This is a genomic window from Paenibacillus sp. Y916 (genome assembly GCF_056786435.1).
In genome coordinates, this window is record NZ_JBXCJA010000005.1 from 233,917 (window position 1) to 259,901 (window position 25,985).

The 25,985-nt window shown below is 39.2% G+C and carries 27 protein-coding genes and 3 pseudogenes; 10 read left to right on the forward strand and 20 right to left on the reverse strand.

The annotated features are described in order from the left end of the window. Positions 1-239: 239 nt before the first annotated feature. On the reverse strand, positions 240-443 hold the full coding sequence (locus tag AC1TO9_RS13780) for a methyltransferase domain-containing protein (RefSeq protein ID WP_482059440.1): 204 nt from the start codon (positions 441-443) through the stop codon (positions 240-242). Between the two features lie 89 nt (positions 444-532). Here AC1TO9_RS13780 and lpxC point away from each other — a divergent pair, with 89 nt between their 5' ends. From lpxC to lpxA, 3 genes are read left to right on the forward strand one after another with little or no spacing between them, the layout of a single operon-like run. Continuing rightward, the gene (gene lpxC, locus AC1TO9_RS13785; protein ID WP_482059441.1) at positions 533-1,366 is read left to right on the forward strand and encodes a UDP-3-O-acyl-N-acetylglucosamine deacetylase; all 834 of its coding nucleotides are present in this window, start codon (positions 533-535) and stop codon (positions 1,364-1,366) included. A gap of 23 nt (positions 1,367-1,389) precedes the next feature. After that, positions 1,390-2,403 carry a UDP-3-O-(3-hydroxymyristoyl)glucosamine N-acyltransferase gene (lpxD, locus tag AC1TO9_RS13790; RefSeq protein WP_482059442.1) on the forward strand — a complete coding sequence of 338 codons (1,014 nt, stop codon included), beginning with the start codon at positions 1,390-1,392 and terminating at the stop codon, positions 2,401-2,403. 16 nt (positions 2,404-2,419) lie between these two features. After that, the gene (gene lpxA / locus AC1TO9_RS13795; RefSeq protein WP_482057612.1) at positions 2,420-3,202 is read left to right on the forward strand and encodes an acyl-ACP--UDP-N-acetylglucosamine O-acyltransferase; all 783 of its coding nucleotides are present in this window, start codon (positions 2,420-2,422) and stop codon (positions 3,200-3,202) included. 31 nt (positions 3,203-3,233) lie between these two features. Here lpxA and AC1TO9_RS13800 read toward each other — a convergent pair whose 3' ends face one another. Next, a complete protein-coding gene (locus AC1TO9_RS13800; protein WP_482059443.1) occupies positions 3,234-3,515 on the reverse strand; it encodes a hypothetical protein in 282 nt (93 codons plus the stop codon). A 96-nt stretch (positions 3,516-3,611) separates the two neighbouring features. On the opposite strand from AC1TO9_RS13800, the gene AC1TO9_RS13805 reads away from it, so the two are divergent. The 3 genes and pseudogenes from AC1TO9_RS13805 to AC1TO9_RS13815 form a co-directional block, all read left to right on the forward strand. After that, positions 3,612-4,004: a tyrosine-type recombinase/integrase gene (locus AC1TO9_RS13805; protein ID WP_482059444.1), complete on the forward strand. Its 393-nt coding sequence runs from the start codon at positions 3,612-3,614 to the stop codon at positions 4,002-4,004. A 10-nt stretch (positions 4,005-4,014) separates the two neighbouring features. Further along, a pseudogene (locus tag AC1TO9_RS13810) lies at positions 4,015-4,203 on the forward strand (tyrosine-type recombinase/integrase); the annotation flags it as partial. Next, positions 4,196-4,787: pseudogene (locus AC1TO9_RS13815) on the forward strand (transposase zinc-binding domain-containing protein); the annotation flags it as partial. The pseudogenes AC1TO9_RS13810 and AC1TO9_RS13815, both read left to right, overlap by 8 nt. A 384-nt stretch (positions 4,788-5,171) precedes the next feature. Here the strand turns inward: AC1TO9_RS13815 and AC1TO9_RS13820 are convergent. Further along, entirely contained in the window at positions 5,172-5,405 is a 234-nt protein-coding gene (locus AC1TO9_RS13820) for a hypothetical protein (protein ID WP_482059445.1), read from the reverse strand. 185 nt (positions 5,406-5,590) lie between these two features. Between AC1TO9_RS13820 and AC1TO9_RS13825 the strand changes: the two genes are divergently transcribed. From AC1TO9_RS13825 to AC1TO9_RS13835, 3 genes and pseudogenes are all read left to right on the forward strand, one after another. Continuing rightward, positions 5,591-7,156, forward strand: a complete 1,566-nt coding sequence (locus AC1TO9_RS13825) for a histidine kinase N-terminal 7TM domain-containing diguanylate cyclase (protein ID WP_482059446.1) — start codon at positions 5,591-5,593, stop codon at positions 7,154-7,156. Positions 7,157-7,443: 287 nt separating this feature from the next. After that, positions 7,444-7,665 carry a tyrosine-type recombinase/integrase gene (locus AC1TO9_RS13830; protein ID WP_482058052.1) on the forward strand — a complete coding sequence of 74 codons (222 nt, stop codon included), beginning with the start codon at positions 7,444-7,446 and terminating at the stop codon, positions 7,663-7,665. Further along, a pseudogene (locus AC1TO9_RS13835) lies at positions 7,658-8,637 on the forward strand (IS91 family transposase). Before AC1TO9_RS13830 ends, AC1TO9_RS13835 begins: the two are co-directional and overlap by 8 nt. Before the next feature lie 378 nt (positions 8,638-9,015). Here AC1TO9_RS13835 and AC1TO9_RS13840 read toward each other — a convergent pair. The 13 genes from AC1TO9_RS13840 to AC1TO9_RS13900 form a co-directional block, all read right to left on the reverse strand. After that, positions 9,016-9,861 carry an AraC family transcriptional regulator gene (locus tag AC1TO9_RS13840; RefSeq protein WP_482059447.1) on the reverse strand — a complete coding sequence of 282 codons (846 nt, stop codon included), beginning with the start codon at positions 9,859-9,861 and terminating at the stop codon, positions 9,016-9,018. Positions 9,862-10,197: 336 nt separating this feature from the next. Next, on the reverse strand, positions 10,198-10,743 hold the full coding sequence (locus AC1TO9_RS13845; protein WP_482058069.1) for a histidine phosphatase family protein: 546 nt from the start codon (positions 10,741-10,743) through the stop codon (positions 10,198-10,200). Between the two features lie 189 nt (positions 10,744-10,932). Next, positions 10,933-11,604 (reverse strand): hypothetical protein, encoded by a 672-nt coding sequence (locus tag AC1TO9_RS13850; RefSeq protein ID WP_482059448.1) that lies wholly within the window; start codon positions 11,602-11,604, stop codon positions 10,933-10,935. A gap of 348 nt (positions 11,605-11,952) precedes the next feature. Then, on the reverse strand, positions 11,953-12,741 hold the full coding sequence (locus tag AC1TO9_RS13855) for a sugar phosphate isomerase/epimerase family protein (protein WP_482059449.1): 789 nt from the start codon (positions 12,739-12,741) through the stop codon (positions 11,953-11,955). 1,020 nt (positions 12,742-13,761) lie between these two features. Then, complete coding sequence (locus AC1TO9_RS13860; protein ID WP_482058030.1) at positions 13,762-14,142, reverse strand: hypothetical protein; 381 nt, start codon at positions 14,140-14,142, stop codon at positions 13,762-13,764. 261 nt (positions 14,143-14,403) lie between these two features. Then, a complete protein-coding gene (locus AC1TO9_RS13865) occupies positions 14,404-14,706 on the reverse strand; it encodes a hypothetical protein (protein ID WP_482059450.1) in 303 nt (100 codons plus the stop codon). Between the two features lie 24 nt (positions 14,707-14,730). Continuing rightward, on the reverse strand, positions 14,731-14,982 hold the full coding sequence (locus AC1TO9_RS13870) for a hypothetical protein (protein WP_482059451.1): 252 nt from the start codon (positions 14,980-14,982) through the stop codon (positions 14,731-14,733). Between the two features lie 496 nt (positions 14,983-15,478). Next, complete coding sequence (locus tag AC1TO9_RS13875; protein ID WP_482059452.1) at positions 15,479-16,972, reverse strand: serine hydrolase domain-containing protein; 1,494 nt, start codon at positions 16,970-16,972, stop codon at positions 15,479-15,481. Positions 16,973-17,496: 524 nt separating this feature from the next. Further along, positions 17,497-18,027: a dihydrofolate reductase family protein gene (locus AC1TO9_RS13880; RefSeq protein ID WP_482059453.1), complete on the reverse strand. Its 531-nt coding sequence runs from the start codon at positions 18,025-18,027 to the stop codon at positions 17,497-17,499. A 299-nt stretch (positions 18,028-18,326) separates the two neighbouring features. Continuing rightward, positions 18,327-18,635, reverse strand: a complete 309-nt coding sequence (locus AC1TO9_RS13885; protein ID WP_482059494.1) for a GNAT family N-acetyltransferase — start codon at positions 18,633-18,635, stop codon at positions 18,327-18,329. After that, positions 18,527-18,763: a GNAT family N-acetyltransferase gene (locus tag AC1TO9_RS13890; RefSeq protein ID WP_482059454.1), complete on the reverse strand. Its 237-nt coding sequence runs from the start codon at positions 18,761-18,763 to the stop codon at positions 18,527-18,529. The genes AC1TO9_RS13885 and AC1TO9_RS13890 overlap by 109 nt, the downstream gene beginning before the upstream one ends. A 1,173-nt stretch (positions 18,764-19,936) precedes the next feature. Further along, positions 19,937-20,491 carry a hypothetical protein gene (locus AC1TO9_RS13895; RefSeq protein WP_482059455.1) on the reverse strand — a complete coding sequence of 185 codons (555 nt, stop codon included), beginning with the start codon at positions 20,489-20,491 and terminating at the stop codon, positions 19,937-19,939. Positions 20,492-20,657: 166 nt separating this feature from the next. Continuing rightward, positions 20,658-21,131 carry a hypothetical protein gene (locus AC1TO9_RS13900; protein WP_482059456.1) on the reverse strand — a complete coding sequence of 158 codons (474 nt, stop codon included), beginning with the start codon at positions 21,129-21,131 and terminating at the stop codon, positions 20,658-20,660. 482 nt (positions 21,132-21,613) lie between these two features. Here AC1TO9_RS13900 and AC1TO9_RS13905 point away from each other — a divergent pair, with 482 nt between their 5' ends. Next, positions 21,614-22,822 carry an IS110 family RNA-guided transposase gene (locus tag AC1TO9_RS13905; RefSeq protein ID WP_482059457.1) on the forward strand — a complete coding sequence of 403 codons (1,209 nt, stop codon included), beginning with the start codon at positions 21,614-21,616 and terminating at the stop codon, positions 22,820-22,822. A 161-nt stretch (positions 22,823-22,983) separates the two neighbouring features. On the opposite strand, the gene AC1TO9_RS13910 is transcribed toward AC1TO9_RS13905, so the two are convergent. The 4 genes from AC1TO9_RS13910 to msrA all read right to left on the reverse strand — a co-directional run bounded on the left by AC1TO9_RS13910 (position 22,984) and on the right by msrA (position 25,975). After that, the gene (locus tag AC1TO9_RS13910; protein WP_482059458.1) at positions 22,984-23,523 is read right to left on the reverse strand and encodes a GNAT family N-acetyltransferase; all 540 of its coding nucleotides are present in this window, start codon (positions 23,521-23,523) and stop codon (positions 22,984-22,986) included. A 168-nt stretch (positions 23,524-23,691) separates the two neighbouring features. Beyond that, entirely contained in the window at positions 23,692-24,459 is a 768-nt protein-coding gene (locus tag AC1TO9_RS13915; RefSeq protein WP_482059459.1) for a tyrosine-type recombinase/integrase, read from the reverse strand. 411 nt (positions 24,460-24,870) lie between these two features. Further along, positions 24,871-25,221, reverse strand: a complete 351-nt coding sequence (locus AC1TO9_RS13920; protein ID WP_482059460.1) for a hypothetical protein — start codon at positions 25,219-25,221, stop codon at positions 24,871-24,873. Positions 25,222-25,456: 235 nt separating this feature from the next. Continuing rightward, on the reverse strand, positions 25,457-25,975 hold the full coding sequence (gene msrA / locus AC1TO9_RS13925; RefSeq protein ID WP_482059461.1) for a peptide-methionine (S)-S-oxide reductase MsrA: 519 nt from the start codon (positions 25,973-25,975) through the stop codon (positions 25,457-25,459). Between the last annotated feature and the right edge of the window lie 10 nt (positions 25,976-25,985).

A 25,985-nucleotide genomic window follows, 5' to 3' on the forward strand; every position in this document is an offset into this window, starting at 1 on the left:
CCAATCCAAAGTGTTATGTGATGTCAGCGCCTTCTTCGAGTTATCTATGAACTCTCCTTATACTGTTAAACTATCGTAACCCGTTAGTTCAAAAGGCTGCTAACATTAAGCCTACTAGGGATATCTCAAAATAATAGTTTTCTTCTATTGTCAGCCCGTGTTGTTGAAACAAATTGGAGTTCCATTTAACACTCCGAAGCCATTTCTTGTATCTTCCAAAAAATTCATACTGTTCCAATTCAATTGGTATAGGATTTTGAGTACACATAATCCCCTATGCCTATATAACCTTCTTTTCGTGTGACTCGAATAATCTCTTTAAATGCCGATTCTCTATCTTCAATCATAAATAAGGTACCTATTGAGAGAACAGCATCAAATGATTCCTTGCATATCATGTTGTATATAAAAACTGGAAAAATTAAATACAAAAACCATGCCATTCTTTGAAAGGAATTTCCTTAGAGTACTTTTTTTACAAAAAAATACGAAACTAGTTTATAATATAAAAAATGAATGAAAGGGTGTTTATATGGTAAATCAACGAACAATTGCAAGTGATTTTGAACTGGAGGGCATCACGCTCCACAGAGGGATTACAACATGTATGACTTTTCATCCCGCACCACCGAACAGTGGCATCGTATTCAGGAGAACAGATGTAACACCTTTTGAAGTAATTAAAGCCACGGTTGAGAACGTTTCAAACACTGAACGTTGCACTCAGCTTAAAAATCATAATGACTATTCAGTTTCTATGGTCGAACATGTAATGTCTGCCCTTCGAGGTATGGACGTCGACAATGTCATCATTGACGTCAACGGTGAAGAAATACCGGTTTTTGATGGAAGCGCTTTCGTTATTACATCGAAAATAAGTGAAGTTGGCCTTTCAGAACAACAAGTTGAAAAAAAATTTCTTCGCTTGAAAAAGACCATTAGAGTTGAAGTAGGGTTGTCGTTTCTAGAAGCATCTCCCTTTGATGGGATATCCTATTCAATCGGTTTCAAAAACGAACACAACCTTTCATTCCTTACGGATCAGGAAGCTATTTTTAATGTTGGCACTCATGATTTTCTAAACAATATTGCAGCCGCACGTACATTTGGTTACGAAAAAGAGATTGACTACCTCAAAAGCAAAGGACTGATTAAAGGTGCATCTCTGGAAAACGCCGTGCTAATTGGTAGAGGAAAGATCACACCTAGTTTACGTTACCCAGATGAATTCGCACGTCATAAGCTTTTAGACGTTATGGGGGACTTGGCTTTGCTTCCACCTTTTTTAGCGAAAATTGAAGGCGAACGAACTTCCCATCACCTAAATAATCTTTTGGCACAGGAGATTTTGAACAATATTTATTAATCATAACTAAAGGGAGATTAAACATGGAATACAACTTAAAAGAAATCGCTCAGAAATTGAATGGATTTTTAGTTGGTGATGAAGACGTGGTCATACATAGTATCGCCTCTTTGTTGAACGCCAAGGATGGTCAAATTGCCTACGTAACAGAAAAGAATATGGGTCAACTGGCTACTTGCAAAGCTTCCGCATTGATTGTCCCCGAAGACACTCGTGAATATAGCATTCCAGTCATCAAAGTTAAGAATCCCAGACTTGCTTTCATTCATTTGATAATGACATTTCAAGACGAAAGGAAAGGCAATGGTAAAATCTCGTCAAGTACGATTGATTTGTCATTGAAAGTCGGTAGCTGTACGCAGATAGATGATGGCGCCGTCGTGAAAGAAGGCGTTTCTATTGGCGATAACAGCATCATCGGTTCAAATTCGTTTATTGGCGAAAATGTTACTATCGGTAAAAATTGTTTAATCCACCCCAATGTAACCATTTTAAAGGACACGTTAATTGGTGACAACGTCATCATCCAATCTTGTTCCGTCATCGGTTCCGATGGATTCGGTTATGAATGGGATGGAGAAAAACATGTGAAATTTCCTCATATAGGGAACGTCGTCATTTGGGATGACGTTGAAATTGGTCCCAATACAACAATCGATCGCGGTACGATCGATTCTACCATAATCAAAAAGGGAACGAAAATTGGCAATATGGTCCTAATCGGGCACAACGTACAAATCGGCGAACACTGCATCGTAGTGTCCACATGTGCGATTGCAGGTTCATCAACAATTGGAAACCACGTCCTTTTGGCAGGCGGATGCACTATCTCGAACAATGTCTCCATTGGCGATCATTCCGTCGTTTTGGCAAAAACAGGCGTAGCCAAGGACTTGCCGGAAAAATCATTTGTATCTGGCACTTTTGCACGTCCTCATAAAGAACAACTGAAGGAGTATGCAACGCTTGCGAGACTTCCGAAAATACTGAAGGAATTCAATAAGAAATTAGAAGACATTACAAAAACACACTTTTAAATGAGGAGGAATAAATATGATTCATTCTACTGCCATCATTCATCCAACAGCTATAATCGGAGAAAATGTCACTATCGGTCCATTTAGTATCATTGAGGAAAACGTCAGAATCGGGGGCGGATGCAAAATTGAAAGTCATGTTCTAATTGGCTCCCACACAACAATCGGCGAAAAAAACCATATTTTCCAAGGGGCCGTCATTGGTTCTATGCCGATAGATCGAACCCACAAAGGGCAAGAGACGTATCTTACCATCGGGAACAACAACATCGTAAGAGAATACACAACAATTGGCAAAGGAACAGTAAAAGGTGGCAGTATGACACGAATTGGAGACGACAATTGGATTATGAGCATTGTCCACATCGGGCATGATGTAGTAATAGGTAACCAATCTACCATTTCAGGTAATGTACAAATTGCAGGTCATGTTGAAATTGAAGATAATGTTACCATCGGTGGTTCCGCTATTATTCACCAGTTCTGTAAGCTTGGTGGATTTTCAATGATTGGAGCTGCATCTTTTATCAATCTAGACATTGTACCCTACTCGATCGCCAGTGGTTATCGTGCCAACATATATGGCATTAACCTTGTTGGATTGAAACGAAACGGCATGACTAAGGATGATATCACAACCATAAAACGAATCAATACACTTTTGTTCCGAAAAAAATTACCACTCGCTCAAGCAATCGAAGCGATTCATAACTTGCCTCAATCCGTGTTTAAGGAGCATACATTGGCTTTCTTAAACAAGTCCGAACGTGGTATCGCAAGAATGAGGGGTTCGAAATAATTCGCATTGGGAAATCGAACAACTTTAAGATTTAATTGAGAGTACATAAAAAACGCCAAGCGTATTGGGACCACGTCTGTCTTAGCCTTTCCTCGACTTGCTTGGCTAGTTCAATTGTCCATTTCCCCACAGGTGTAAAGGATTCACGTCGCTTCTGATAGGATCGTTGAGAGACTTCCGCCTCATAAATGCCCTCTTGGTGTTGTAGTCTTCTCTGATATCCATTTTGGCAACCAAGGAGCGCCAGCAACGAGGCAAAAGTGTGATGTTGAACTAAAACGGATACGATGAGGTTCGAGCTTTTCTTCATCATGCGATCGCAATAAGGAAACTGAGTTCCTCTTACGTGAATTCCGCCTATGGTGCCATTAAGTTTTATTACCAGTCCGTCCTTTTTCACGAATGGAACATGCTACATATTCCGAGAGTCAAGAAGAAGTCCTTTCTCCCCACGATACTGAGCTTTCAGGAAGTATGCCAAATCCTCGAAGCAACTCGCAATCTCAAGCACAAGGCTATTCTTACAACGGTTTACTCAGCAGGACTTCGTGTGAGCGAAGTCGCTCACCTACAAATAACAGACATCCATAGTACCAATATGCGCCTTCTAGTTCGCCAATCTAAAGGGGCAAAGATCGTTATTCCATTTTATCCGACCACAATCTCCTGCTACTTCGGCAATACTGGAAGGCCTATCGGCCTAACCATTGGCTCTTTCCGGGTGTCCCAGATACGAAGCCCATTTCCGTTCGGACAATCCAATCTATTTTTAAAGATTCACTCCATGCGTCTGGGATACTAAAAATGTATCGGTACACACCTTGCGTCACTGCTTTGCAACTCATCTATTAAATGGCGGTGCGAGTATTCTGCAAATCAAGGAACTTCTTGGACATGTAGATATTCAAACGACTTCCTTGTATCTACATCTGACCCATGCTCAAGTCCTCGGGTTAAAAAGCCCTCTGGATCTGCCTCTTAGAGGTGATCACGATGATTGAACTGCAACAGATATTTACGCATTTTACAAACCTTTTCTTGATTCCCATCCAGTTCATCTCGAAGGCATCAAGGCAACTCATGCTATTCAGTCCTGCAGAACCGCGGCTTTAGGCGGACATGTAGACCAATGCAATTCCTGCGAGGATTTGAAGGTGTCCTACAATTCCTGTCGTAATCGCAATTGTCCCAAATGTAGCAATTTTAAAAAAGAGCACTGGGTTCTTGATCGAACTTCTGAACTCCTACCTGTTCCTTATTTTCACACCGTTTTCACGTCGTCAAATATTTAAGTCGAAATACGCACAAGACGGCGATTTACAACAATCGGCTGATGGCGATGGACGACCAGACCTTAACCTTCCATTTCCGAGATTACAAAGATGATGGCAAAGTGAAGCCTATGACTCTGGATGACATGGAATTTATGCGAAGATTCATGATGCATGTGCTACCTTGTGGGTTTCAGAAGATTAGGCATTATGGTTTTCTCAGCAACGCTAATCGAAAAACCAAACTACTAAAGTGTTTATACCTGACTCGTACGCCGATTAAACCCAAAGTAAAGTTGACGGCGAAGGAACTTGGTGTCAGATATTGACGTTGACTCCGGGCGGTGGGTAAGCGCGATGAATAGCAACCTTTTCACTACGATGCCTGATCTGGGGAGGGGGAAGGTATGTATTTATCCGTAAATGAACACGCTGACCTTAGAAATTCGAAAGTGAATTCTCTTATATTGTGCTACATTAAGAGAAGGAAGTAAATAACAAAACCCATAGGCTAGCGAATATTTGCGGCATCGTTCAACATGGATTTGCGCAATTGCCGAGTAACCTTTCTGCTCATATGATCACGATTTTGAAGGCCTTCATATAGTGCATATGAAGATCCTTTTTCCGGGCAACTGCGCAACCAATCCAAAGTGTTATCGGATGTTACCGACTTCGTAGCGAAACCAACAGATAAATTAATCTAATATCGTTCTTTCTCTTGGTACTGTAGTTTTTACAAATTCTTGTTTAATGTCTTCCTTAAGTACCTGTTTCAATCGGTCTTTACCAATTTGATCAAAACGTTTTTGTACTTTCATTACATGTTCTTCATCTGATTTTATCTGACTTTCTATTCTTTCATAATCCTCATAGCTGCTTTTAACTCTCGAAATATGCCACCATGCCGTGTTTCCGCATTCTGCAAGCACCCTTGGCTAGATAATTTTGGCTTCTATATGTATAGGAATGCTCTTGCAAACACCTTGCAAACCCGAGCCTTTTGAATAGTCACTCTAGTGATGTAGACCGAATCCTGTCCATGATTCAAGGAATGTTAACAATTTAAGTTAACCATGTTAATATATATTCACATATATGAAAGAGGGTATAACTATTGAATTCGAATATAGCGGCATATATAACATTAGTATGTACTTCAGGTGTTCTGAATTTGTCTATACTTTTCTATACTTATTGGAGGAGACATCATTATTCAAGTGTCGCTAAATTGTTCATGTGGAATACATTTACTTCAATGATTTATTGCTTTGGTTATGCCTTTAGCTTAACATCGACTTCGTTAGAACAACTTAGATTTTGGAATATTGTACAGTATGCAGGGTTGCCATTTTTCCCTCCGTTAGGATTATTGTTTGTCATGCAATATTTGGATTATAATTTAACGAGAAAAAGAATAATCGCGTTACTTATAATGCCTTGTCTTACTTTACTCATCAATGTAACAAATGAATCCCATCATATATTCTATAGAATATATGATATCCATTCGGTGCTTGGGGCTCCATATAGTGCGATTGAATATGGGGTATGGTTCATTGTACATAATATTTACATTTTTGGCTGTATGTTAGCTGCGTTCTTATTGCTGCTTTCACGCTGGAAGGAAACAGATAGTGTATATCGGCCTCAATTATTTGCCCTCATCTGCGGTCAGGTGCTTCCAGTAGTGACTGCCTTTTTATTATTCATAGGAGTGACACCCGATGGTATCGATCCTGTACCAATGGTTATTTGGTTTTCTTCTGTTTTGTACCTCTGGTCTATTACTTCCTCTCAAATGTTATCACTTATGCCAATTGCGAAGGAAACGATCTTTAATAATATGAATGATGGTGTTATTGTGCTTAATGGTACCTATCAATTAATCGAATATAATCAAGCTTGTAAAAATATGTTTAGTGATCTGGATCGATCAACGATAGGGCAGCCATTTGATCAATTTTGGTATATGCTAACGGATCAATCATTTCCTGTTCAATTAGATACGATATCAGATAAATTGAATGTTACGATTCATCAAGCTAATTATATTTATCAACTACGTATTTCTAGGCTTCAACAATCAAATAATAGGTTTGGCTTACTAATTATATTTACGGATATAACAGAGCTACATATATTACAACAAAAGTTAGAGCATCAAGCCTATTATGATGAGCTTACGCAAATATACAATCGTCGTGCCTTTTTCCAGCAAAGTGAGCAAAGCTTAATGAAGGCAAAAGCTGAATTGTCATCTTTTATGATTATTCTATTTGATATTGATTTTTTTAAAAAAGTGAACGACACTTACGGGCATCAAACCGGAGATCAAATGCTAGTACATATGGCTCAAATATGTAAGGATGAGCTGGGAGTAAATATGCTATTTGCTAGATATGGTGGTGAAGAATTTGTACTCGCTTTAACTGGTTATACACTAGCGGAAGGGGAAAACTTCGCTAATCACCTTAGATCTTGCATTGAACAGAAGCCTCTAGTTGAAAATGAACGATTTCTATCCGTTACCTGCAGTTTTGGAGTATCCGTAACGACAGGAGCTATGGAGGAAACAGTCTATCAACTTCTTCAAAAAGCTGATGAAGCACTTTATGCTGCCAAAAGAGCTGGTCGAAATCAAATACGGGTTTTTACTGAAAAGTACGAATTTGTGGAATAGTACAGTTTGTATACATCAAAATCACTAATGATACTTGCTGAGGTGAGAAGCATCATTGGTGATAACTGAAGAAGTTATACTGTGACTTTATTCAATTATTCCATTAAAACGTGAAGGGCTAAACGGTAAAGGAGATGATGCCTTCGATATAACACCGCACGATGGCGGGTTTCAAGAGGTTAAAAGCAGCTATGCGGACTAGTTGTGGGCTTGGCTAAAGTTTTTTCGCTACATTTGTATATGTATAGCGTTGCAACTGTTTACAGAGGATGCGCTAGAGGTCTTTTCTGTATGCGTCTGGGATAACTAAAAATGTATCGGTACACACCTTGCGTCACTGCTTTGCAACTCATCTATTAAATGGCGGTGCGAGTATTCTGCAAATCAAGGAACTTCTTGGACATGTAGATATTCAAACGACTTCCTTGTATCTACATCTGACCCATGCTCAAGTCCTCGGGTTAAAAAGCCCTCTGGATCTGCCTCTTGGAGGTGATCACGATGATTGAACTGCAACAGATATTTACGCATTTTACCAAGCCTTTTCTTGATTTCCATCCAGTTCATCTCGAAGGCATCAAGGCAACTCATGCTATTCAGTCCTGCAGAACCGCGGCTTTAGGCGGACATGTAGACCAATGCAATTCCTGCGAGGATTTGAAGGTGTCCTACAATTCCTGTCGTAATCGCAATTGTCCCAAATATGGCAATTTAAAAAAAGAGCACTGGGTTCTTGATCGAACTTCTGAACTCCTACCTGTTCCTTATTTTCACACCGTTTTCACGGTTCCTCACATATTGAATCCCTTATTTCTAGCAAACCCCAAGCTGATGAACAGTATTCTTTTTAAAGCTGCTTCCCAAACGCTTTCCAAGCTGGCCTTGGATCCTAAGTTTCTAGGTGCGCAAATCAGAGTAACTATGGTGTTGCATATATGGGGACAAAATTTGTCTTTTCATCCCCATGTTCACTGCATTGTGCCGGGTGGTGGACTTTCAGCTTCTGGATGCACTTTCATGCGCTCTATGAACCCGATTGGGTCGTCTATTGCAAAAAGCCTTTCAAGAGTTCTTTCCACGTCGTCAGATATTTAAGTCGATATACGCACAAGACGGCGATTTACAACAATCGGCTGATGGCGATGGACGACCAGACCTTAACCTTCCATTTCCGAGACTACAAAGCTGATGGCAAAGTGAAGCCTATGACTCTGGATGACATGGAATTTATGCGAAGATTCATGATGCATGTGCTACCTTGTGGGTTTCAGAAGATTAGGCATTATGGTTTTCTCAGCAACGCTAATCGAAAAACCAAACTACTAAAGTGTTTATACCTGACTCGTACGCCGATTAAACCCAAAGTAAAGTTGACGGCGAAGGAACTTATCTTCTAATTAACCGGTGTGGACATTTCGCTTTGTCCATCCTGTGGAGGAACTTGGTGTCAGATATTAACGTTGACTCCGGGCGGTGGGTAAGCGCGATTAATAGCAACCTTTTCACTACGATGCCTGATCTGGGGAGGGGGGAGGTAATTATATATCCGTAAATGAACACGCTGACCTTAGAAATTCGAAAGTGAATTCTCTTATATTGTGCTACATTAAGAGAAGGTAGTAAATAACAAAACCCATAGGCTAGCGAATATTTGCGGCATCGTTCAACATGGATTTGCGCAATTGCCGAGTAACCTTTCTGCTCATATGATCACGATTTTGAAGGCCTTCATCCAGTGCTATTGAAGGTCCTTTTTTCGGGCAACTGCGCAATCAATCCAAAGTGTTATGTGATGTTGGGGCCTTCTCCGATTCAACTATCGTCTCCGCTCGCTTAAGAATATTCGTTCACAAACTTGATTATTTAGACACAACTGGAACCCAAAGTTCGTGTTTAGGTTTATGTTTTGGTGGGTAATAACATTCGATACAAGGGAAATCAGCAAGCTCGTATCCAGATGTAGGAAGCCACTCTGAATACAGGCATTTCCAGGCTTCGACTATATTTGGAATGACAGCCCAAGTGTTGTGAGTAATGGTTATGCACTCCATATCATTTGGAACTTCTCCGTCATAACGCACACCCATAAAGTAAGTAAATTTTTCATCTGTTATTGCAGCTTCTTTACCACAAACACCCAATAAACTTTCAAGCGTACATTTTGGATTCTCCCAAGACATATCAATTAGATTTTGAATAAATCCATCTTTTTGGGCAGTGTTCCAAAGTGTTGGTATTGTTTTATATGCTCTACTTGTCTTCACTAGGTTACCTTTCCCTACAATTCTTAACTCGAAATCAATATTCTCGATTCTGTACTCCACTTCAATGTCCCCTTTAATAGAAATTTGGAAGGTAATTCTTGGATAGGCTATTAGTTGCTTTCCTTTATTACGAGCTTCTGACGGTTTTAATCCAAGCGTCTTTTGAAAAGTACGTGAAAATGAATCGGCGGAATCATATCCATATTTTAAAGCTAGATCAAGAATACGAATATCACTCTTTTGCAGTTCAAATGCAGCAAGTGTTAATCGCCTGCGTCGTACGTATTCTGAGATTGAAATTCCAGTGATAGCTGAAAACATCCTTGAAAAGTGATATTCAGAAAAAAGAGCTGCTTGTGCTATCTTTTTATAATCTATCTCGCCATCAAGGTGATCTTCAATATAATCCAACGCGTTATTCATTCTCTTTTGCCAATCCACAGTTTGTAACTCCTTCCGACTTCTAGACTAACAAAAAGGGAATTTTTTTGCCCGACATTTCCTGCCCAATAAAGTCGGGTATTTACTCTCACTTTTCTTAAACTAATCTACCAGCTAGTTGAATAAGGTTTTTTTGCATTGATTTCCGATAACGTTTGGCATTCCTGACGTTCAAGCGGCTTAAGTGACCGAAGGAAACGGGTCGATAGACTTAGCAGCTTGGATGTGTCACCTGAATCAACTTCTACGATACTTCCTCTTGGTGACCAATGGAGAGTAGCGACCGCTGTGGTAATGCAATGTTATATGGAGTATGGCGCTCCTTTGAATTAACAGTCAATCTCTATTAAATATATATAGCTTTCCGTTTCTAGGTTTTATAAATTTTTCTCCCTTGAATCCTCTATTTCTTAATTCTTTTCTTAAATACCACATTAAAGCCCCGTGACTAACGATTAATAAATTGCTGGCTTCATGTTCTACTATATAATCTACATACTTCATAATTCTTTTTATAGTTTCTTGCCTACCCTCTATTTGAGAGGCGTGAGAGAACCACCATGCGACTCTTCCTAAAATCAACCAAATAACATAAGGTAATTTTACTTTCTTTATAAATACTGAATTAATTCTAATTTCCCTCAATTGGTCTGTATAGATTATTTCATTACCATATAATGCTTCTGCAGTTTTCACTGCACGTAATAAATCACTTGAAATACATACATCCCATTCCAGATTATCAATTAACAACAATCCATATTGAATATCCTGCTTATCATAAGCATAGACCCAATCATCAAACTCTATTGAAGTCATCCAAGTCTTCTGCGGTCTTGAATGTATGACCCTAAAATGTCTTACTAGGCCGATGGTTTTCATTCAGCACCTCATAATGAATCCTAATTTACAAACGTGCCATATTTCATATAACGTACCCACATTTCTGACGTTCAAGCGGCTTAAGGTGCGTAGCACCGGGTCGTCAGACTTAGCCGGTTGAATGTGTCGCTTGAATAAACTGCTTCGTTAGCGACCAAGGAGCGCCAGCGACGACGCAGAATTGTAATGTTATGTACTTTTACTTGCCGTCTTCGAATTTGCCAACAATGTTCTTACTTTATAAAACATCCAAGTTCTTAACAATGATTCTTTGTCTTTATGAATTGCCACTTTATCCTTATAATAAAAATCCTCCAATGATACGCTCATCTTACTTATCGAACTTACTGCTTCATGACAGATCCATTCATCAAAATGTGTTTTCCCTTGACCTGATCTATAAAATTTATCTTTAGGCAGTATATATAACATACCTTCTGTCCAAGGTTTATTCAGTATTGTAGATTCGTTTATTGAATAAAAATGATACTTATTATGCCGGTTAACAATACATCCATTGCGGAAGCTCCCTATCGACCTGCTACGATTAAAAACCGCATAGAAAATCGACCATATCGGATCCGTTGTTGCAAATACAGCGTTTGTTTTCTCATTATTGTATAGCGTTTGTTCACGAGGTTCAAAGCATCTTATATTATGATTATTAGAACCATGAAACACAAAATTCCCTTTTATTAATAAGTACTGTAGAAAGCGGAACTTTGAATATTGTAATTGATAATCTATTAAATTCCCTTCATGAACCGATTTAGCCAATTCCTCATATTGTTCTATCTCATCATTAGTAAATACAACTTTTGGAGATGGATACAATAAAATCGATAAAAGAAATGATATCATCTTCTTGAAATAACCCTCCCTATAAGTCTTGCAAGTAATTGCACATAACGTTTCCGTGTTCACGACGTTCAAGCGGCTTAAGGACCGTAGGTCCCGGTCGTCAGACTTAGCCAGTTGAATGTGTCGCCTGATTCCACTTCTCCGGAATTCCTCTTAGCGATCGAGGAGCGACAGCGACGAAGCAGAAATGCATTGTTTATAAGATGTCAGCACCTTCTTCGAAATGCATCCATAATTCAACTATCGTTTCCCGTTAGTCGCAACAAGAGTGACAACACGGAAATATGCCCCTCCAATTACTCAAAAACTCGAGTGATGATCAAAGATTGTTGCAGATTTTTTTCGTTTTCATGGATTATAGAGTTTTAATGCTTCCAGCCTTTTTGCTCGCTCAAACGCCTTATGTAAAAATGTTTCCGCAGGTAATTCCTTGTATTCCCAACTCATGGCCTCTATTGCAGTCGCGCCCGAATAACCCGTTTCCGCAATTTTCCTCATGGTTGCAGACCAATCCGTCGTACCGTCAAAGGGCAACCCGTGCTGGGCATGACTGCCGTTATTATCATGGAAATGCAGTGCCATCAGCCTAGAACCGTACATGGACAATAAATCTTCGTTTGGATAAAAGTGGTAGTTGTGCCCGCAGTCATAACAGAGTCCGATACGCAGGGAATCCACTTGTTCCATCACATATGCCAGATTGGGAAGGTTCTTTACATTCTCTAGTGCGACATTGACACCAAGCCGTTCAGCTTTTTCAGTGATTCTCTTGATTCGATCCAGTCCCAAGGCGTTATAGGAGTGATCTTCGTGGGGGAGGTGCATCACCATTGTCGGAATTTCATATTCAGTGCAATCTGCAATACATTGTAAATAGCAATCCGCTGCGGCTTCACCATCCAGATTGTCATCCCAGAGGTTATTTTCGTATTGGACGGGCGCGTGGATATTTTCGATAAACAGACCAGCTTCCTGCGCCATTTGCGGCCCGTTGCGGTAATCGTTCCTACCGAAGCAATCACGACCAAATTCATCACTCCACCATAATAAAACGCCATCGAATCCGGCTTCTCTTATCAACCTGAAACGTTCCTTATTCGGCAATGGATAGCCAAACCAATCATATATGGTAATCATAAGCCTCTTCCTTTCTTTTCACATCATAGCTTTATTGGTGTGCCATCCGTAAACCTTCCATACTTACTTATTTCTGTGATTACCTTTATTTATAGATACCCTGCCTGTTTGTTTAATTTACTAAGAAAAAATCGCTTTTGATTATTTGCTTTTGCGCTGATTTCTTAGTCACGGTAGAAACGCCAGTTACCTGACGTCCCCCGCACAGATCCCGGCGTGCTGAATTACCGCACCGGGCTCTTCAAGAACACTCGCTTTTGTACGTCAGCATTAGAAATCCATAGACGTTTCCAAATCGGTTTGTCTGATTTCTTCTTGCTTTCCTTGCTATTCCTTGCAGTGAGGTTTGACTATGGTGTTCCAGTCCTACATGTCCGGCATAGGTTTCCTTTACAAGCTTCATATTCTTGTCCATCCCTTCCCCATGTGATTGGCTCTCCCGATCTCGGAGTACTATGAATGGATCCTACTCCCTAATCGCCATCAGCTTTCCTCTTTTTCGATTGTCCAGCCTACCTACTCATTGGAGTAGGAGCGATTAGGGACCTCCCAAGTTCCTGGCTCATCTCTCCATGCATGCCACGTGCTTTGACCCCGACAGACCCTCCAGAACCTTACCTTTCATTCTAAGTAGATTCGCATTGCGAGTCTTCTTTTTACGGTTCCTTTGCTTGGACTTCCGTGACGTTAAACACGTTGTCGTCTGTTCTTTGTTTGGTTTCCCAAACTGCATTGACGAGGCTGAATATGCTTCAGGAGGTACATCTCCTTATGGCCTACATGGTTCTCTGTGTACACTTCACTTAGCAGTTACCTCTGTCAGCGCAACACTCGATAGGGGTAGTTGGTTAGACCTTGCCCCACAAGGACTTTCACCTTGTAAGATGCGCCAAACTTCTTGGCGTACTAACGTTTGGGCATTACCAACGTTCACGCAGCTTAAGTGACCGAGGGGGAACGGGTTGTTAGACGATGGATTCGCCCTCCTGAAATACCGTCACATTCGTTAATGTACTTTAATCATGAAATTAGATAAATGATAAACATAGTAATAACCCCTGAGATAATCATTGATACTGGTTTGGTTCTAAATCTCATCATTCTGTTTTCAATTACATATTCTATTGTTCCTTGAGTTCTTATTTCTTGAATTTCTCGCTCTGCTTCAAGAACACTAACAATATGTGTACCCAAATCGGTATAGCCTGGTACGAATTTATTTCTAAAAAGGGATCCGCCCTGCATTGAAAAATAAATCCCACTCAGTAATACGAATATTCCGACCATAAATAAAGTATCTATAAAAGAATAATTATAATAATAACTAATCCCGAATGAGATCAATTGAATGACACCAATAGATATTATTGAATATATAGACATCCATTTAAGCTTTCTCATGATTTGTATTTCCTCCTTCATAATGAATTTTACGAATCTTTCGACTAACGTCGTTGTATTCACGAACCCTCACTGGCTTAAGGGGCCTAGCCCTGGGTCCGACGGACTTAGCCAGTGCAGGGTTATCTGCTTGACTCCACCTTCTTCGAAAATCCTCGGGCAGACCAAGAACCCGTCAGGGGCCGCAGCGTGAATACGCTGTTATCAGATGGAACCGACTTCATTGAGTAACTTTCAAGATAGGTCTTTTCATTTCAAATTTCATTTAGCTTTATCAAACTCTGCACCTTTGCCTTTATATAGATAAGTGTACTCACCATAATCACTAATTTCAGAGAAATACTTGTCAATCAAATAAAGTGCCTGTTTTTTAAATAATACTGCTTCCTCCATTAATGAAGCGCTAATAGCCCCTGTTCTCAATGTACGATCCTTACCTGGCTCTACTGTAGTATCCGACCAATCTATCCACTCAAGTTCTGACGCTTGTTCAATAAATTCTTCATAACTTCTTTTATATTCTTTTATTGAATTCTTGTCTTCTTGAAATTGATATTGTTTCATTAATTCTATAAGAGTATTATCCCATTATGTTTTCCACGCATCTAGATATGCATTAGCTAAATAGTTAAGCTCAGGAGTAGAGGAGGCCGTTTCAAAATCCTTATTAAATGCCTTATCAATTGGGTTATCTGATGTCTTTACTTCGAAATCTCTTGCAAATCCTGAACTTGCACTTAAATTGTTCGTTCCGATATTTTCATCGGCTCTAGTACAACCAGAAGTAAAAAAAGTGAAAATAACTAAACATATTAAGCTAACTATTCTGCCATTTTTCATTAAAGATATTTACCTTCTTTCGAAAAGATCTACAGTTTTGTATTTGTATATTATTAGATGATCTTATCCTATCTTCGGTTCTTTCGTATAACGTTTCCGTGTTCACGACGCCTCACCACCTTAAGGTCACGTAGTGACCGGCCGCGATGCGGTAGGTGGTGCAGGTGGATCCTGTTCGTCTTCAATCTTTAAATTGAGAAATACTGGATCTCCACTTCCGTGTGAGCAACTTCCAAAAAATATATATCCCGCTTCAAGAACATTCATTCCAGGACTGTACTTGAGACTCTCGTCTAATATAGAAATGCCGTCATAATCTCCATCTGCTTCAAATTCTTGAAAATCAATTTCGGCATCAATTATTTTAACACTAGAATATAACTCAATATACCAATAAGGTTATCGGATGTCAGTGCCTTCTTATCGCATTCATCCTAGTACCTAACTTAGACAAACAATTGTATGTGATTTTTTCACTTCACGCCTCTAATTGTTTTTATAAACTGCTTCTAATTATTCCTATTTTTTTAATATTAATTATAATCGATAAAATGCAATTGATAGCAGCAAGACCCATCAAAATAAATATTGAATACGACATCCAAACCCAAATCATATAATAATTATTGTTGATTAAATAAGGCCATATGAATACCAATGCCATGAGCATAATGCTTAAGATAAGTCTGCCACTACTTCCAATTAACTTCCTGACTCTTGTCTTTTCATCTTTAATGTTTAGATTTATTCCTCTAACTAGTTTAATTACCTTAAGACATATGTTAACAACTGCTACTATTACTAAGAATGAAAATATCAAATCAATTAATACAGAAACGTCATCATAACTAAACTTTTTCATAGGATTGCCATTCATACTTTCATATATATTATTAGCAATTAGCGATGGTGCAGTTGAATTCATATTAGCCAGAACAAAAACGGCCTGCTGCTTTTCTAAATTAATAATTGCCTGTGAGGAATAATTAGGATTAGCTCCACTATGACTAACAACTCCATTTTTCGTATCAATACTCCATCCGAATGAATAGTATTGATTTTCATCTTCATATCCAGCCGTTTTGATGTCGACTTGATGGGATTGTTGTATAGCATTCAATAGATTATCTGGTATATCGCCTATCCCCATTTGGGCATTAATCCAACGTTCTACATCCTTTAAATTTGTTACCAAATATCCTGCTGCGATATTACCATAATATCTAGGGGCATCATATTCTAAGCTTCTTCCAAAAAACACACGATATCCTTTGGTAAGTTTATCAGATTCCTTCTCCTGACCTGTTGAAAAATAACTGTCTGACATTTTTAATGGAACCAGTATATTTTCAGTTACATAATCCTGATAACGTTTGCCTGTAACTTTTTCAATAATCATCGCTAAAACATCATAATTAACGGTAGCATAATTGTATGCTGTCCCAGGATACGTATCTAATGGAATTTCTGACACATTATGTATCGTTTTTTCAAGCATATCCTCCGTAGTACCTTCAGGAATTAACCGAATACTCCACGGTGGAATTCCACTTGTATGAGCTAACAACTGATTAATACTAATATTAGCCTTCTCACCCTTAAAGGTTGGCTCAAACCAAGGAATATAATCTGAAATATAATCTGAGTAAGATAAATATCCCTCATCTGCTAACAAAATTATGGCCAAAGCCGTAAACGCCTTTGTAGTCGAACCCAATTCAAACAATGATTCTTCAGTTACCATCTTATTATTAACATCTGCATATCCGTAAAACTTATATTTTGTCTCGCCCTGCTCTGATAATACCATAGCCAATCCAGGAGTCGCTGATTTGGCCATTATGGTTTCCACCATATTATCCTCATTATCATAATTCCCTGCCTTAAACAAAGTTCCAAGTTCATTCCAACAAACAATAGTAGTAATTATCACGATTAACAGGATGACACATGCTATAGATGAACCTGTTCTACTTAGTATTTTCTTCATTGTAGTTCTCCCTTTTGTAAGTCTTCTAAAATATTATTGAACTAATATAAAAAATCTTAAGTTCGCACGTTGAAACAATAACGAACCAAATTATATAATTATACATTATCCATAATTACCTGCTTCGTGCCGTTATGGTCTAGAAAACCGAAGTTCTTGAAGCCATTTAATTCTTTTCTTTAAGATTCACGATTAAAGAGAGATTTATTTTCCTTATCCATAGAATTATCCTTACTTGGTTCTGTAAGTTTTTAATTGATTTAATTTTTTACGCTGATTTCCGATAACGTATCCGTGTTTACGACGTCCTTCCCCCTTAGATAGCTCTTATCTTAGGAAAAGGAATTTGTTGGTGAAATACTTCTTCGCTTCATATCTTCTTCCAACCAAGGGCGAATGCCCGTAGCGTGAATTTGGTGTTATGCGCTGTTACTGCCCTCTTCGATTAACCTAAAAAATTATACCAAATTACATCCAAGCATCGGATATTTTGCTCTCTTTCGCACAAATAAATCTGTGTCGCCTCAACTATTCCCATTCTCAGTCTTTTTCACCTCATACTCCATGAGTACCATTCCGCTGGGATAGGCTTGCTGCCTAATAAATGCCAAGTTTCGACGTACCCCGTGAGAAGCAAGCAATGGAATCCCACCTCCCAAAAGAATCGGAATAAAAGCTGGTTCAAACGTATCTACTAGGTTCCAAGTAATAAGTTGGTAGAATAGATTTCCTCCTCCAAAGAGCCAGATATCTCGTCCATGTTGTGAAAGAAGCTCGCGTACTCGAATTTCTAACCCTTCGCTCACAATCTCAACGTTAGGATGATCTTCTTGACGAAGTGATTGCGATGCCACGATCACTTGTTTCCCTGGAAAGTTTTCACCTACATCATGTAAAATTTCGTAAGTTCGACGGCCCATTAGGATTATGTCGAACTGCGCATGAAGCGCATCAAAATCAAATGAAGGTTCTGGTGGAATCCAATCAAACTCATCTTGGGGTCCTGCTATATAACCATCCAGACTACTTGCCACCTGATATCTTAACCGTCTCATTTCATCAGCTCCACAATAGATTAGAAAAGTCATTAAAAAATCAATTGCTCTAGTTATACCTCATTCATCGATGAAATCTCTTTCGACAATAGTGCAGTAATTGCGCATAACGTTGCGTATTTCTGATGTCCAAGCGGCTTAAGGACTGTAGGTCCGGGTGGCTCTGCCACTTAGCCGGTTGGATGTGTCGCCTGATTTCACTTCTTCGAAAACCCTCCTGACGACCGAGGAGCGACAGCGACGATGCTGAAAAACATTGTTATGCGATGTTACTGTCTTCTTCGAAATACTTTCGAATATTATTCTTCAAATCTCTTTACAAATCTATATCCATTAATATCAAATCCCATTTTATTGTAAAACTCGTGTGCTTCCATTCGCTCTGGTTTAATACCGCTTGTTAGGAAGAGACTGTTTGATCCCTTCTCCTTTGACCAACTTTCAATAAATCTTATTAATTCCTTCCCAATTCCTTGGCCTTGATACTTCCCCCTAGTAACTAATGCCGAAACCTGTGTTGTACTCCATCTCCTTCGTAATAATACACTAAGCGTGCTCCTATCATCCCCACTACTTGATCTTCTTGAGTTGCTACAAATGTATAGTATAGTGAATTTGTTTCTATCGATTTCATTCTAATCTTCATACTATTAATATCAGTCGGATAACCTAAATCAGTCATTAATTCAGTTAAAGATTCTAAGTCACTTGAATTGTATTCCCGTATAGAAATCAATTTTCGTTCTCCTCTTTTGGAAGATAAATTTCTTTTGATTTGGTTTGAAAATATTACAGTAATTTCGCATAACGTTGCGTATTTCTGACGACCAAACGGCTTAAGCTGTCTGAATGAACAAGCGAATCGATCAATCTTGACCGGGTGGCTCTGCCACTTAGCTGGTTGGATGTGTCGCGTGATTGCACTTCTCCGAAATTCTTCTTGGCGACCATGGAGCGTCAGCGACGATGCTGAAAAACATTGTTACCTGAAGTAACTGCCTTCTCCGATCTAGCTTTCAAATCCTTTATAACATTTGATGTTTTTCAAGTTCTTGATATCTTTAATCTCTTTGATATCGTTGTTCTCTATCATCTCTTTGATGTCACTTGGATTTGATTTAATCTTCTTTATGTATTTCTATAACTTCTTCGAAATGCCTCTATGCTGATTTCAACTCTGTTTTCCCTTATGTCAGGACGTAGGCGAGGCGGCAGAAAAGGGTGTTACCTGATGTTAATGCCTACTTCGATTTAACCCGAAAAATCTATTTCAAATGCCTTATCGCTCTTTATTATGTTAATGTCCTTAGTAAGTGTTAGTCATTCATAATTATTCTTCTTTATATTATTTATAGTTTATTGATTTATTACAAAGTATCCCAACCAGCCTATGAGGAAGTAAACTGGAATTAGCATTATCACTGATAGCAATCTTAACTCTTTCGTGATTGAAACAGCCGATCCAATATAAAATAGTGGAAAAACTATTCCCCAAATCGAAAACCTCGGTGTGGCTGATAGATATAGTGATAGAGGGACTATTAAACAAGCAGAGATGTATAATAAACTACTACGTTTAAATATTACTCCGAGCAAAGAGGTTATAACCGAACATATTATCAATGACCAGAATAGTAATGCCATTCCTTAACACCTCCGGAGTTTGTTAGGAGTGCTCAATAGTACTATATATTTTTACATCCTGCAGTTATTTCAGGTAACGTTGCGCATTTCTGACGTCTAGACGACTTAAGGACCATAAGTCCGGGTGGCTCTGCCACTTAGTCGGTTGGATGTGTCGCCTGAATTCACTTCTCCGAGAATCCTCTTAGCGACCAAGGAGCATCAGCGACGCAGCAGAAATGCATTGTTATGAGATGTCGGCGACTTCAATGAATTACATTCAAAATCATCTATCTTCAAACCAAGCCTTTTCAATAAGTTCATTCCATTCAATTACTAATTTCTTATATTTAATAATACAGTAACCAAATTCAGCATTGTACTTTAGAGAAGTTGACCCATCGAATCTCTGGATAAAAAAATATTCTGTCACCTGTAACTCTTCATTCTTGAGTACTTCAAAATATAATAATAATTCAGATATGTGTAGTTTTATCTCGTGTGCATCTTCCTCTACAATTATCTGCCTCTTTCCTTTTACTCCAGATGTATCATATAAAATAGATTCGATAATTTCATAGTCAATAAATCTAACTTTCGCCTTTCCTGTATACATACTGAACCCTGTATTGTTCATTGGATGATCTGATAAAACGTCTATATGTTCAAAGCTCATAATTAAGTTCTGATTTTCTATTGAAACTTCTTCGATCACACAATCATGTAGTGAAACAAAATTTAAAGTGTTTTCAGAGATGATGTTGGCTTTAAACACTAAATCAGCCCTTTCTATTAAAGTATGAAATGTTGTTCTCGCCGATTTCTTATAACGTTCGCGCATTCCTGACGTTGCTTTCCCTTAGATAGCTCTTATCTTAGGGAAAGCAATGTGTCGCCTGAATATACTTCTCCGCTATCCCTCTTGGCGACCAAGGAGCGCCAGCGACGATGTAGGAATGTAATGTTATCGGATGTCAGCGACTTCCTTGAATTACAAACATCTGCTCTTATGGAGTTCCTTCCACAACTCTACTAGCAATATCATTCGCTTCTTTCATATTCTTTGCAGGTCCAGATATATATCCTTCCGTAATGTTATATCTTTCATTAATATCATCTAGACTTACCCATATTTTATCAAATTTGACTGATGTCATTATTGTTCCAATCGATTTTAATTCTATATAGTTTTTTCCTTTAGCAGTAAGTAATTCGAAGTATTTCCTTTCCTCTTCTCTTAACTTCACTTCATATTTTAAATTTTCATCTACAATCATTTCTCCAATTAAGACATTTTTTCCAAATAGGTTCTTATGAAGATTTCCTTTAATTGAGACAACTGTCTGTTTCTCAAACTTGGATTCGCTTGAATAGATCGTACTATTATAGATCAGTTGCATAGGCTCTGGACGTTGATAATCATAAATAAGATAAACAACAGCAATAAGAATGATACAACTTATTATCCATATCTTTTTCATCTGATCACCACATTCATAATTTTTTCGAGCTGATTTATGATAATGTTTGTGTATTCCCGACGTCCTTTTCCCTTAAAGGGTTACCCGGAGTCTTAGATAGCTATTATCTTAGACTCCGGGTAACCCTGGCCGCAATGCGGTTAGGGAAAAGGATGTGTCTGCCTGAATGGGCTTCCTTGCTTGATTCCGCTTCTTCTGCTTCGGGCAGACCGAGGAGCCGGAGGCGACGAAGTGGGAATATGGTGTTGGTATTCTCAGTTCATACCCGACTGGCTCGGGGATGGACTTTTTCTTTATACTGGAGGAAACACTGGGCTGAAAAACGCATGTTTTGTTGGGACTTAGATCCCGTCGTATAAAGTGTTTTACGCCCTCACCTTTTGTTCATACCCCGATTCAGCTGGTTGGGCCCTAGAGCCCGTATCACCGTGCCAACCTGTGGAGGGCAAAAGTGCTGGCCCCAGTGAAACTAAGGAGGTTATATGAATATACCTGTTCTAAGTATCGATGTCGCTAAGGGTAAGAGTGTTGCTGTTGCTTTTCTTTCTTACCATGACTGTATGTACAAACCTTTTCCATTCTCTCATACTCATGACGATCTCAATCATCTCCTATCGATCTTGCTGAAGATGAAGGAAGCTACAGGCCACGAACCCAATGTTGTTTTAGAAGCTACCGGGAATTATTCCAAACCTCTCGTATCTTTCTTTTCTTCGCATGGATATTCTGTCATTGTTCTCAATCCATTACTTACTCATCAGCTGAAGCAAAAGGCGGTACGGAAGGTCAAGACCGACCCGATCGATGCCATTCGTATTGCTCATGTCTTCTACCTCCAGTCTCCTGAACCTCATGTAGAACTAAGCGATTCTGTTCAACAGCTTCGTGTCATTTGTCGACAATACCAGCATTGGACAGGCCTCTATGGCGAGACACAGCTTCATTTTCGTGCCGTTCTTGATCTTATCTTTCCAGGGTATGACAAGGCGTTTCACAAAGTCTCTAACCGTACTTCTCTTGAACTTTTATCTCGCTATCCGACTCCCCGAGAACTCTTAGAGGCAGATCATGAGGAGGTGATTGAGTTACTCCTCTCCAATCGCCGAGGTCGGACGTGGAATGAATCTAAACTAGCACAACTGCTTGTCATTGCTAGCAACAGTCTTCCTGATCTCCATGCCATTCAGGCCCAGAAGATTGTTCTTATGCACTATATTCAACTGCTTAAGACCTATCAGGACTGTATGAAAGATCTCTTGGTAACCATGCAGTCGATGGCTGAGTCTATAGAAACCTATCATCTACTCCGAACGATTCCAGGAGTGGGTCCCTTAACAGCTGCCATGCTCATCGCTGAAATTGGAGATATAAAAAGGTTCCCAACCGTTAAACAACTTACAGCTTTTGCAGGGCTTGACTCAGCTGTTCACGAATCGGGAACCTTCAAATCCAAGAAGAATCGAATATCTAAACGGGGCTCTTCTTACCTACGAACTGCTCTTTATCAGGCTACCGTTGCCGCCATTTCAAAGCAAATTCATGGCCCAAGAAATTCGATTCTCTTTCAATTCTATCAGCAAAAACGTACCGAAGGCAAACCGGAAAAAGTCGCAATTGTTGCTACTTCTCACAAGCTTTTACGCATTATTTTTGGCATGTGGAAGTCTGGTCAGGCATTTAACTGTCGTTAAAACTATAATTGGAAATTAAATCCCATAAAAACTTACTCTAGTGGGTAGGTTTGTTTAAGTATGTCTATCTTATTCCTATGAAAATATTATTAATGATAGGGTTGACTTTGATTAGCTGGTTTATAGGATGTCAGCGCCTTCTTCGAATTACTCCCAAATAATCATTTCTTATAATCAGTCTTTACAATCCCATACACATCAAGATCCTCATATACTCCAGACTTAACAATATGCTGTATTAAAACTCCTTCCTGCTTCATTCCAACTTTTTGCATAACCCTTGATGAAGCAGGGTTGCTTGACATTGCCATCGCCCAAATTCTATTTAATTCTAATTCCATAAATCCAAAATTCATAATTGCCTCGGCAGCTTCTGTCGCATATCCATTAGCCCAATAATCTCGGCCAACCCAGTAAGCTAATTCACCTTTATTATGTTGCTTATCCATTCTTAACGTCATTGTTCCAATTAGTATATTATTATCTTTTAGTACAACTGCTAACGGAAATGCAATTCCGCTTTCCATATTCTTACTGTGATTGGCAATCCAATGTTCTGCCGCTTCAATAGGATAAGGGTGAGGTATACTAAGGGTGGTTCTCGCCACTTCTATATCTCCCGCCAACTCTTGAACTCGTGGGGCATCAACCATATTAAAAGGACGAAGTATTAACCGCTCTGTTTGTAAATTCGTGAACATCTTGCATCAACCCTTTCAGTTTTACAGTGGGAAACTCCAAAATTTCCTATGTGTTTATGGTTTTGCGCTGATTTCCTATAACTACTAATCTACGAACTCGTTTATCCCCCTCTATATGGCTGGATAGACGAGTTCGTTTATAACCCCTCTCGAGGGTGATAGACGAAGCTATTGCTCGAGGTCAGTCATCCGATCCAATGGGCTCTGAATACGACGGATATCTTTGATGCTGACATGAGTGTAGATCTCGGTGGTCTTAGAGCTTTCGTGCCCTAGTAGTTCTTGATTGTAGCGAAGATCCGTACCGTTCTCCAATAAGTGTGTCGCAAAGGAGTGCCGAAGCGTGTGTACTGTGGCTGGCTTAGTTATTCCTGCTTTACGTATAGCCCTCTCAAACACATGTTGCACAGACCTCTCTGTGAGGTGATGATCGAGACCTTTTCCCCCAGGGAACAAGTACTTATCTATAGGTTGTTTCTCCAAATAATTCTGTAACAGGGTATACGCTGCAGTGGAGAGGACGGTGAATCGATCCTTCCCTCCCTTTCCCTGGCGTATATGAATTGTTTTTCGCTCAGGGTCGATATCCTGCTTGGTTAAACGTACAGCTTCACCTATTCGTATACCAGAGGAATAGATCAATGCTAGTATAGTACGGTGTTTAACATGTTGCACGGACTTTAGTATCCTAGCCACCTCACCTGCAGAAAGAACTACGGGAAGCTTTTTTTGTCGCTTTGGCCTAATCCATTGTCTCAAATCACTCCGACCAAGTACTGTAACATGCCAGAAACGTAGAGCGCTTACCGCTTGATTAACATAAGAAGATGACCGTGACTCTTTATACAGTTTCAACAAATATGCACGCGTATGCTCAAATTCAGCTTCTCTTAACGGAATCGAGAGCGTTCGTAAGTAGCGTTCAGCATGATCCATATAAGCCTGCTGAGTCTTGATACTATACCCCTTCAACTTCAAGCAATCTCTCAGTCTTTACAATCACATCGCCATTCTCAGCACAATCTAGCATAATAAATTGACTTGATAAGTATACATTCGCTTTCACCATTGCATACTCCTCCCAAAATATAGAATACACACCGACAAATTCAGACAAGAAGAAACGGTTTTGCCGTCCTTTAAGGACGGTATCTGTCTCTGCGAGATATATAAGGATAGAGTATTAAGTGAAACTTATACCTTCTTATATTTCAAAAAAAGACAGACCGCTCATTAGAGCAATCTGTCTTCTGGTTCTTCCATAAGCTACTGAAATATTCCCCCTAATTGGTAACCAAGGGATAAATATATGAATCGGATGATGCGAACAAAGAGTTGGGCGATTGATTAACGATAAAAATTACCAGTTTCATCGATTATACTATTTGAATCCTTTAAGAATTCACGTTCATTGCTCTTTTCAATTATTTTAAGTTCTAAACCACCGAATTTTTTTGCGAGTTTGTTATACACAAGAGCAACTAACATACTTAATAATCCATACAAGAACAACAAGACAATTGGCATTATAATATACGGAACACCCAGAAAGAGTAATTCGGTTTGGCTTGCAAGAATTCCAATTATGGTCACAATTATACCTAAAACAACCATAATAGATAATGGAATAATCATAAGATAGATCGTAGCCTTAAAGATACTTTTCTTTTTAATTTCAAGTATTTCAATGTGTTTCATGTTTGAATTTCCCCTTATTCTTTATAGTCTTTGAAAGGATACAAGGTGTTTACACTATCATCTCCATTCTCTGCCCTATCCTTCTTAACATATTGATCTTGAGGGTATATATTCGCTAGTGACATTCCATTATCCTCCAAACTATACAACTTCATTCTTTAAAATTAGACAAAAAAAGACAGACTACTCATTAGAGTAATCTGTCATCCTATACGTGCCTATCCAATTAACAACCCTAATTGCCCCAATGCTTCGCAATAAAAGGATCTCTCCCTGATTGCTCCCGGTCTTCCTTATAATGCTTCGGATTCTTATGATGATAGTCTTGATGATACTCCTCTGCTTCATAGAACGTTACAGCAGGAATAATCTCCGTCACGATTGGTCCAGTAAATCTACCACTTCCAGCTACTTGCTCCTTAGAGATCAGTGCGGCAGCTTGTTGCGCTTCATTATGATAGAAGATCGCCGTCCGATACTGTGGGCCTCTGTCTTGAAACTGTCCACTCGCATCCGTCGGATCGATTTGTGGCCAGTATAGTTCAAGCAACTTTTCATATGGAAATATAGTCGGGTCAAATGTAATCTGTACCGCTTCATAGTGACCTGTCGTTCCGGTTTTGATCTCTTCATAAGTCGGATTTTCCGTTGTTCCTCCGGCATAACCCGATACAATGCCATGAATCCCCGGTAATTCCTCAAAAGGTGTCACCATACACCAAAAGCATCCTCCAGCGAATGTTGCCTTCTCCATATTCCCACTC

Coding starts and splice junctions, on each gene's coding strand:
- lpxC (WP_482059441.1), top strand. CDS start 533: ATGGTAAATCAACGAACAATTGCAAGTGATTTTGAACTGGAGGGCATC.
- AC1TO9_RS13880 (WP_482059453.1), bottom strand. CDS start 18,027: ATGAGACGGTTAAGATATCAGGTGGCAAGTAGTCTGGATGGTTATATA.
- AC1TO9_RS13895 (WP_482059455.1), bottom strand. CDS start 20,491: ATGCGCGAACGTTATAAGAAATCGGCGAGAACAACATTTCATACTTTA.
- AC1TO9_RS13865 (WP_482059450.1), bottom strand. CDS start 14,706: ATGAAACAATATCAATTTCAAGAAGACAAGAATTCAATAAAAGAATAT.
- lpxD (WP_482059442.1), top strand. CDS start 1,390: ATGGAATACAACTTAAAAGAAATCGCTCAGAAATTGAATGGATTTTTA.
- AC1TO9_RS13850 (WP_482059448.1), bottom strand. CDS start 11,604: ATGATATCATTTCTTTTATCGATTTTATTGTATCCATCTCCAAAAGTT.
- AC1TO9_RS13875 (WP_482059452.1), bottom strand. CDS start 16,972: ATGAAGAAAATACTAAGTAGAACAGGTTCATCTATAGCATGTGTCATC.
- AC1TO9_RS13920 (WP_482059460.1), bottom strand. CDS start 25,221: ATGAAACACATTGAAATACTTGAAATTAAAAAGAAAAGTATCTTTAAG.
- lpxA (WP_482057612.1), top strand. CDS start 2,420: ATGATTCATTCTACTGCCATCATTCATCCAACAGCTATAATCGGAGAA.
- AC1TO9_RS13805 (WP_482059444.1), top strand. CDS start 3,612: ATGCTACATATTCCGAGAGTCAAGAAGAAGTCCTTTCTCCCCACGATA.
- AC1TO9_RS13780 (WP_482059440.1), bottom strand. CDS start 443: ATGGCATGGTTTTTGTATTTAATTTTTCCAGTTTTTATATACAACATG.
- AC1TO9_RS13845 (WP_482058069.1), bottom strand. CDS start 10,743: ATGAAAACCATCGGCCTAGTAAGACATTTTAGGGTCATACATTCAAGA.
- msrA (WP_482059461.1), bottom strand. CDS start 25,975: ATGGAGAAGGCAACATTCGCTGGAGGATGCTTTTGGTGTATGGTGACA.
- AC1TO9_RS13910 (WP_482059458.1), bottom strand. CDS start 23,523: ATGTTCACGAATTTACAAACAGAGCGGTTAATACTTCGTCCTTTTAAT.
- AC1TO9_RS13855 (WP_482059449.1), bottom strand. CDS start 12,741: ATGATTACCATATATGATTGGTTTGGCTATCCATTGCCGAATAAGGAA.
- AC1TO9_RS13800 (WP_482059443.1), bottom strand. CDS start 3,515: ATGATGAAGAAAAGCTCGAACCTCATCGTATCCGTTTTAGTTCAACAT.
- AC1TO9_RS13900 (WP_482059456.1), bottom strand. CDS start 21,131: ATGAAAAAGATATGGATAATAAGTTGTATCATTCTTATTGCTGTTGTT.
- AC1TO9_RS13915 (WP_482059459.1), bottom strand. CDS start 24,459: ATGGATCATGCTGAACGCTACTTACGAACGCTCTCGATTCCGTTAAGA.
- AC1TO9_RS13870 (WP_482059451.1), bottom strand. CDS start 14,982: ATGAAAAATGGCAGAATAGTTAGCTTAATATGTTTAGTTATTTTCACT.
- AC1TO9_RS13905 (WP_482059457.1), top strand. CDS start 21,614: ATGAATATACCTGTTCTAAGTATCGATGTCGCTAAGGGTAAGAGTGTT.
- AC1TO9_RS13860 (WP_482058030.1), bottom strand. CDS start 14,142: ATGAGAAAGCTTAAATGGATGTCTATATATTCAATAATATCTATTGGT.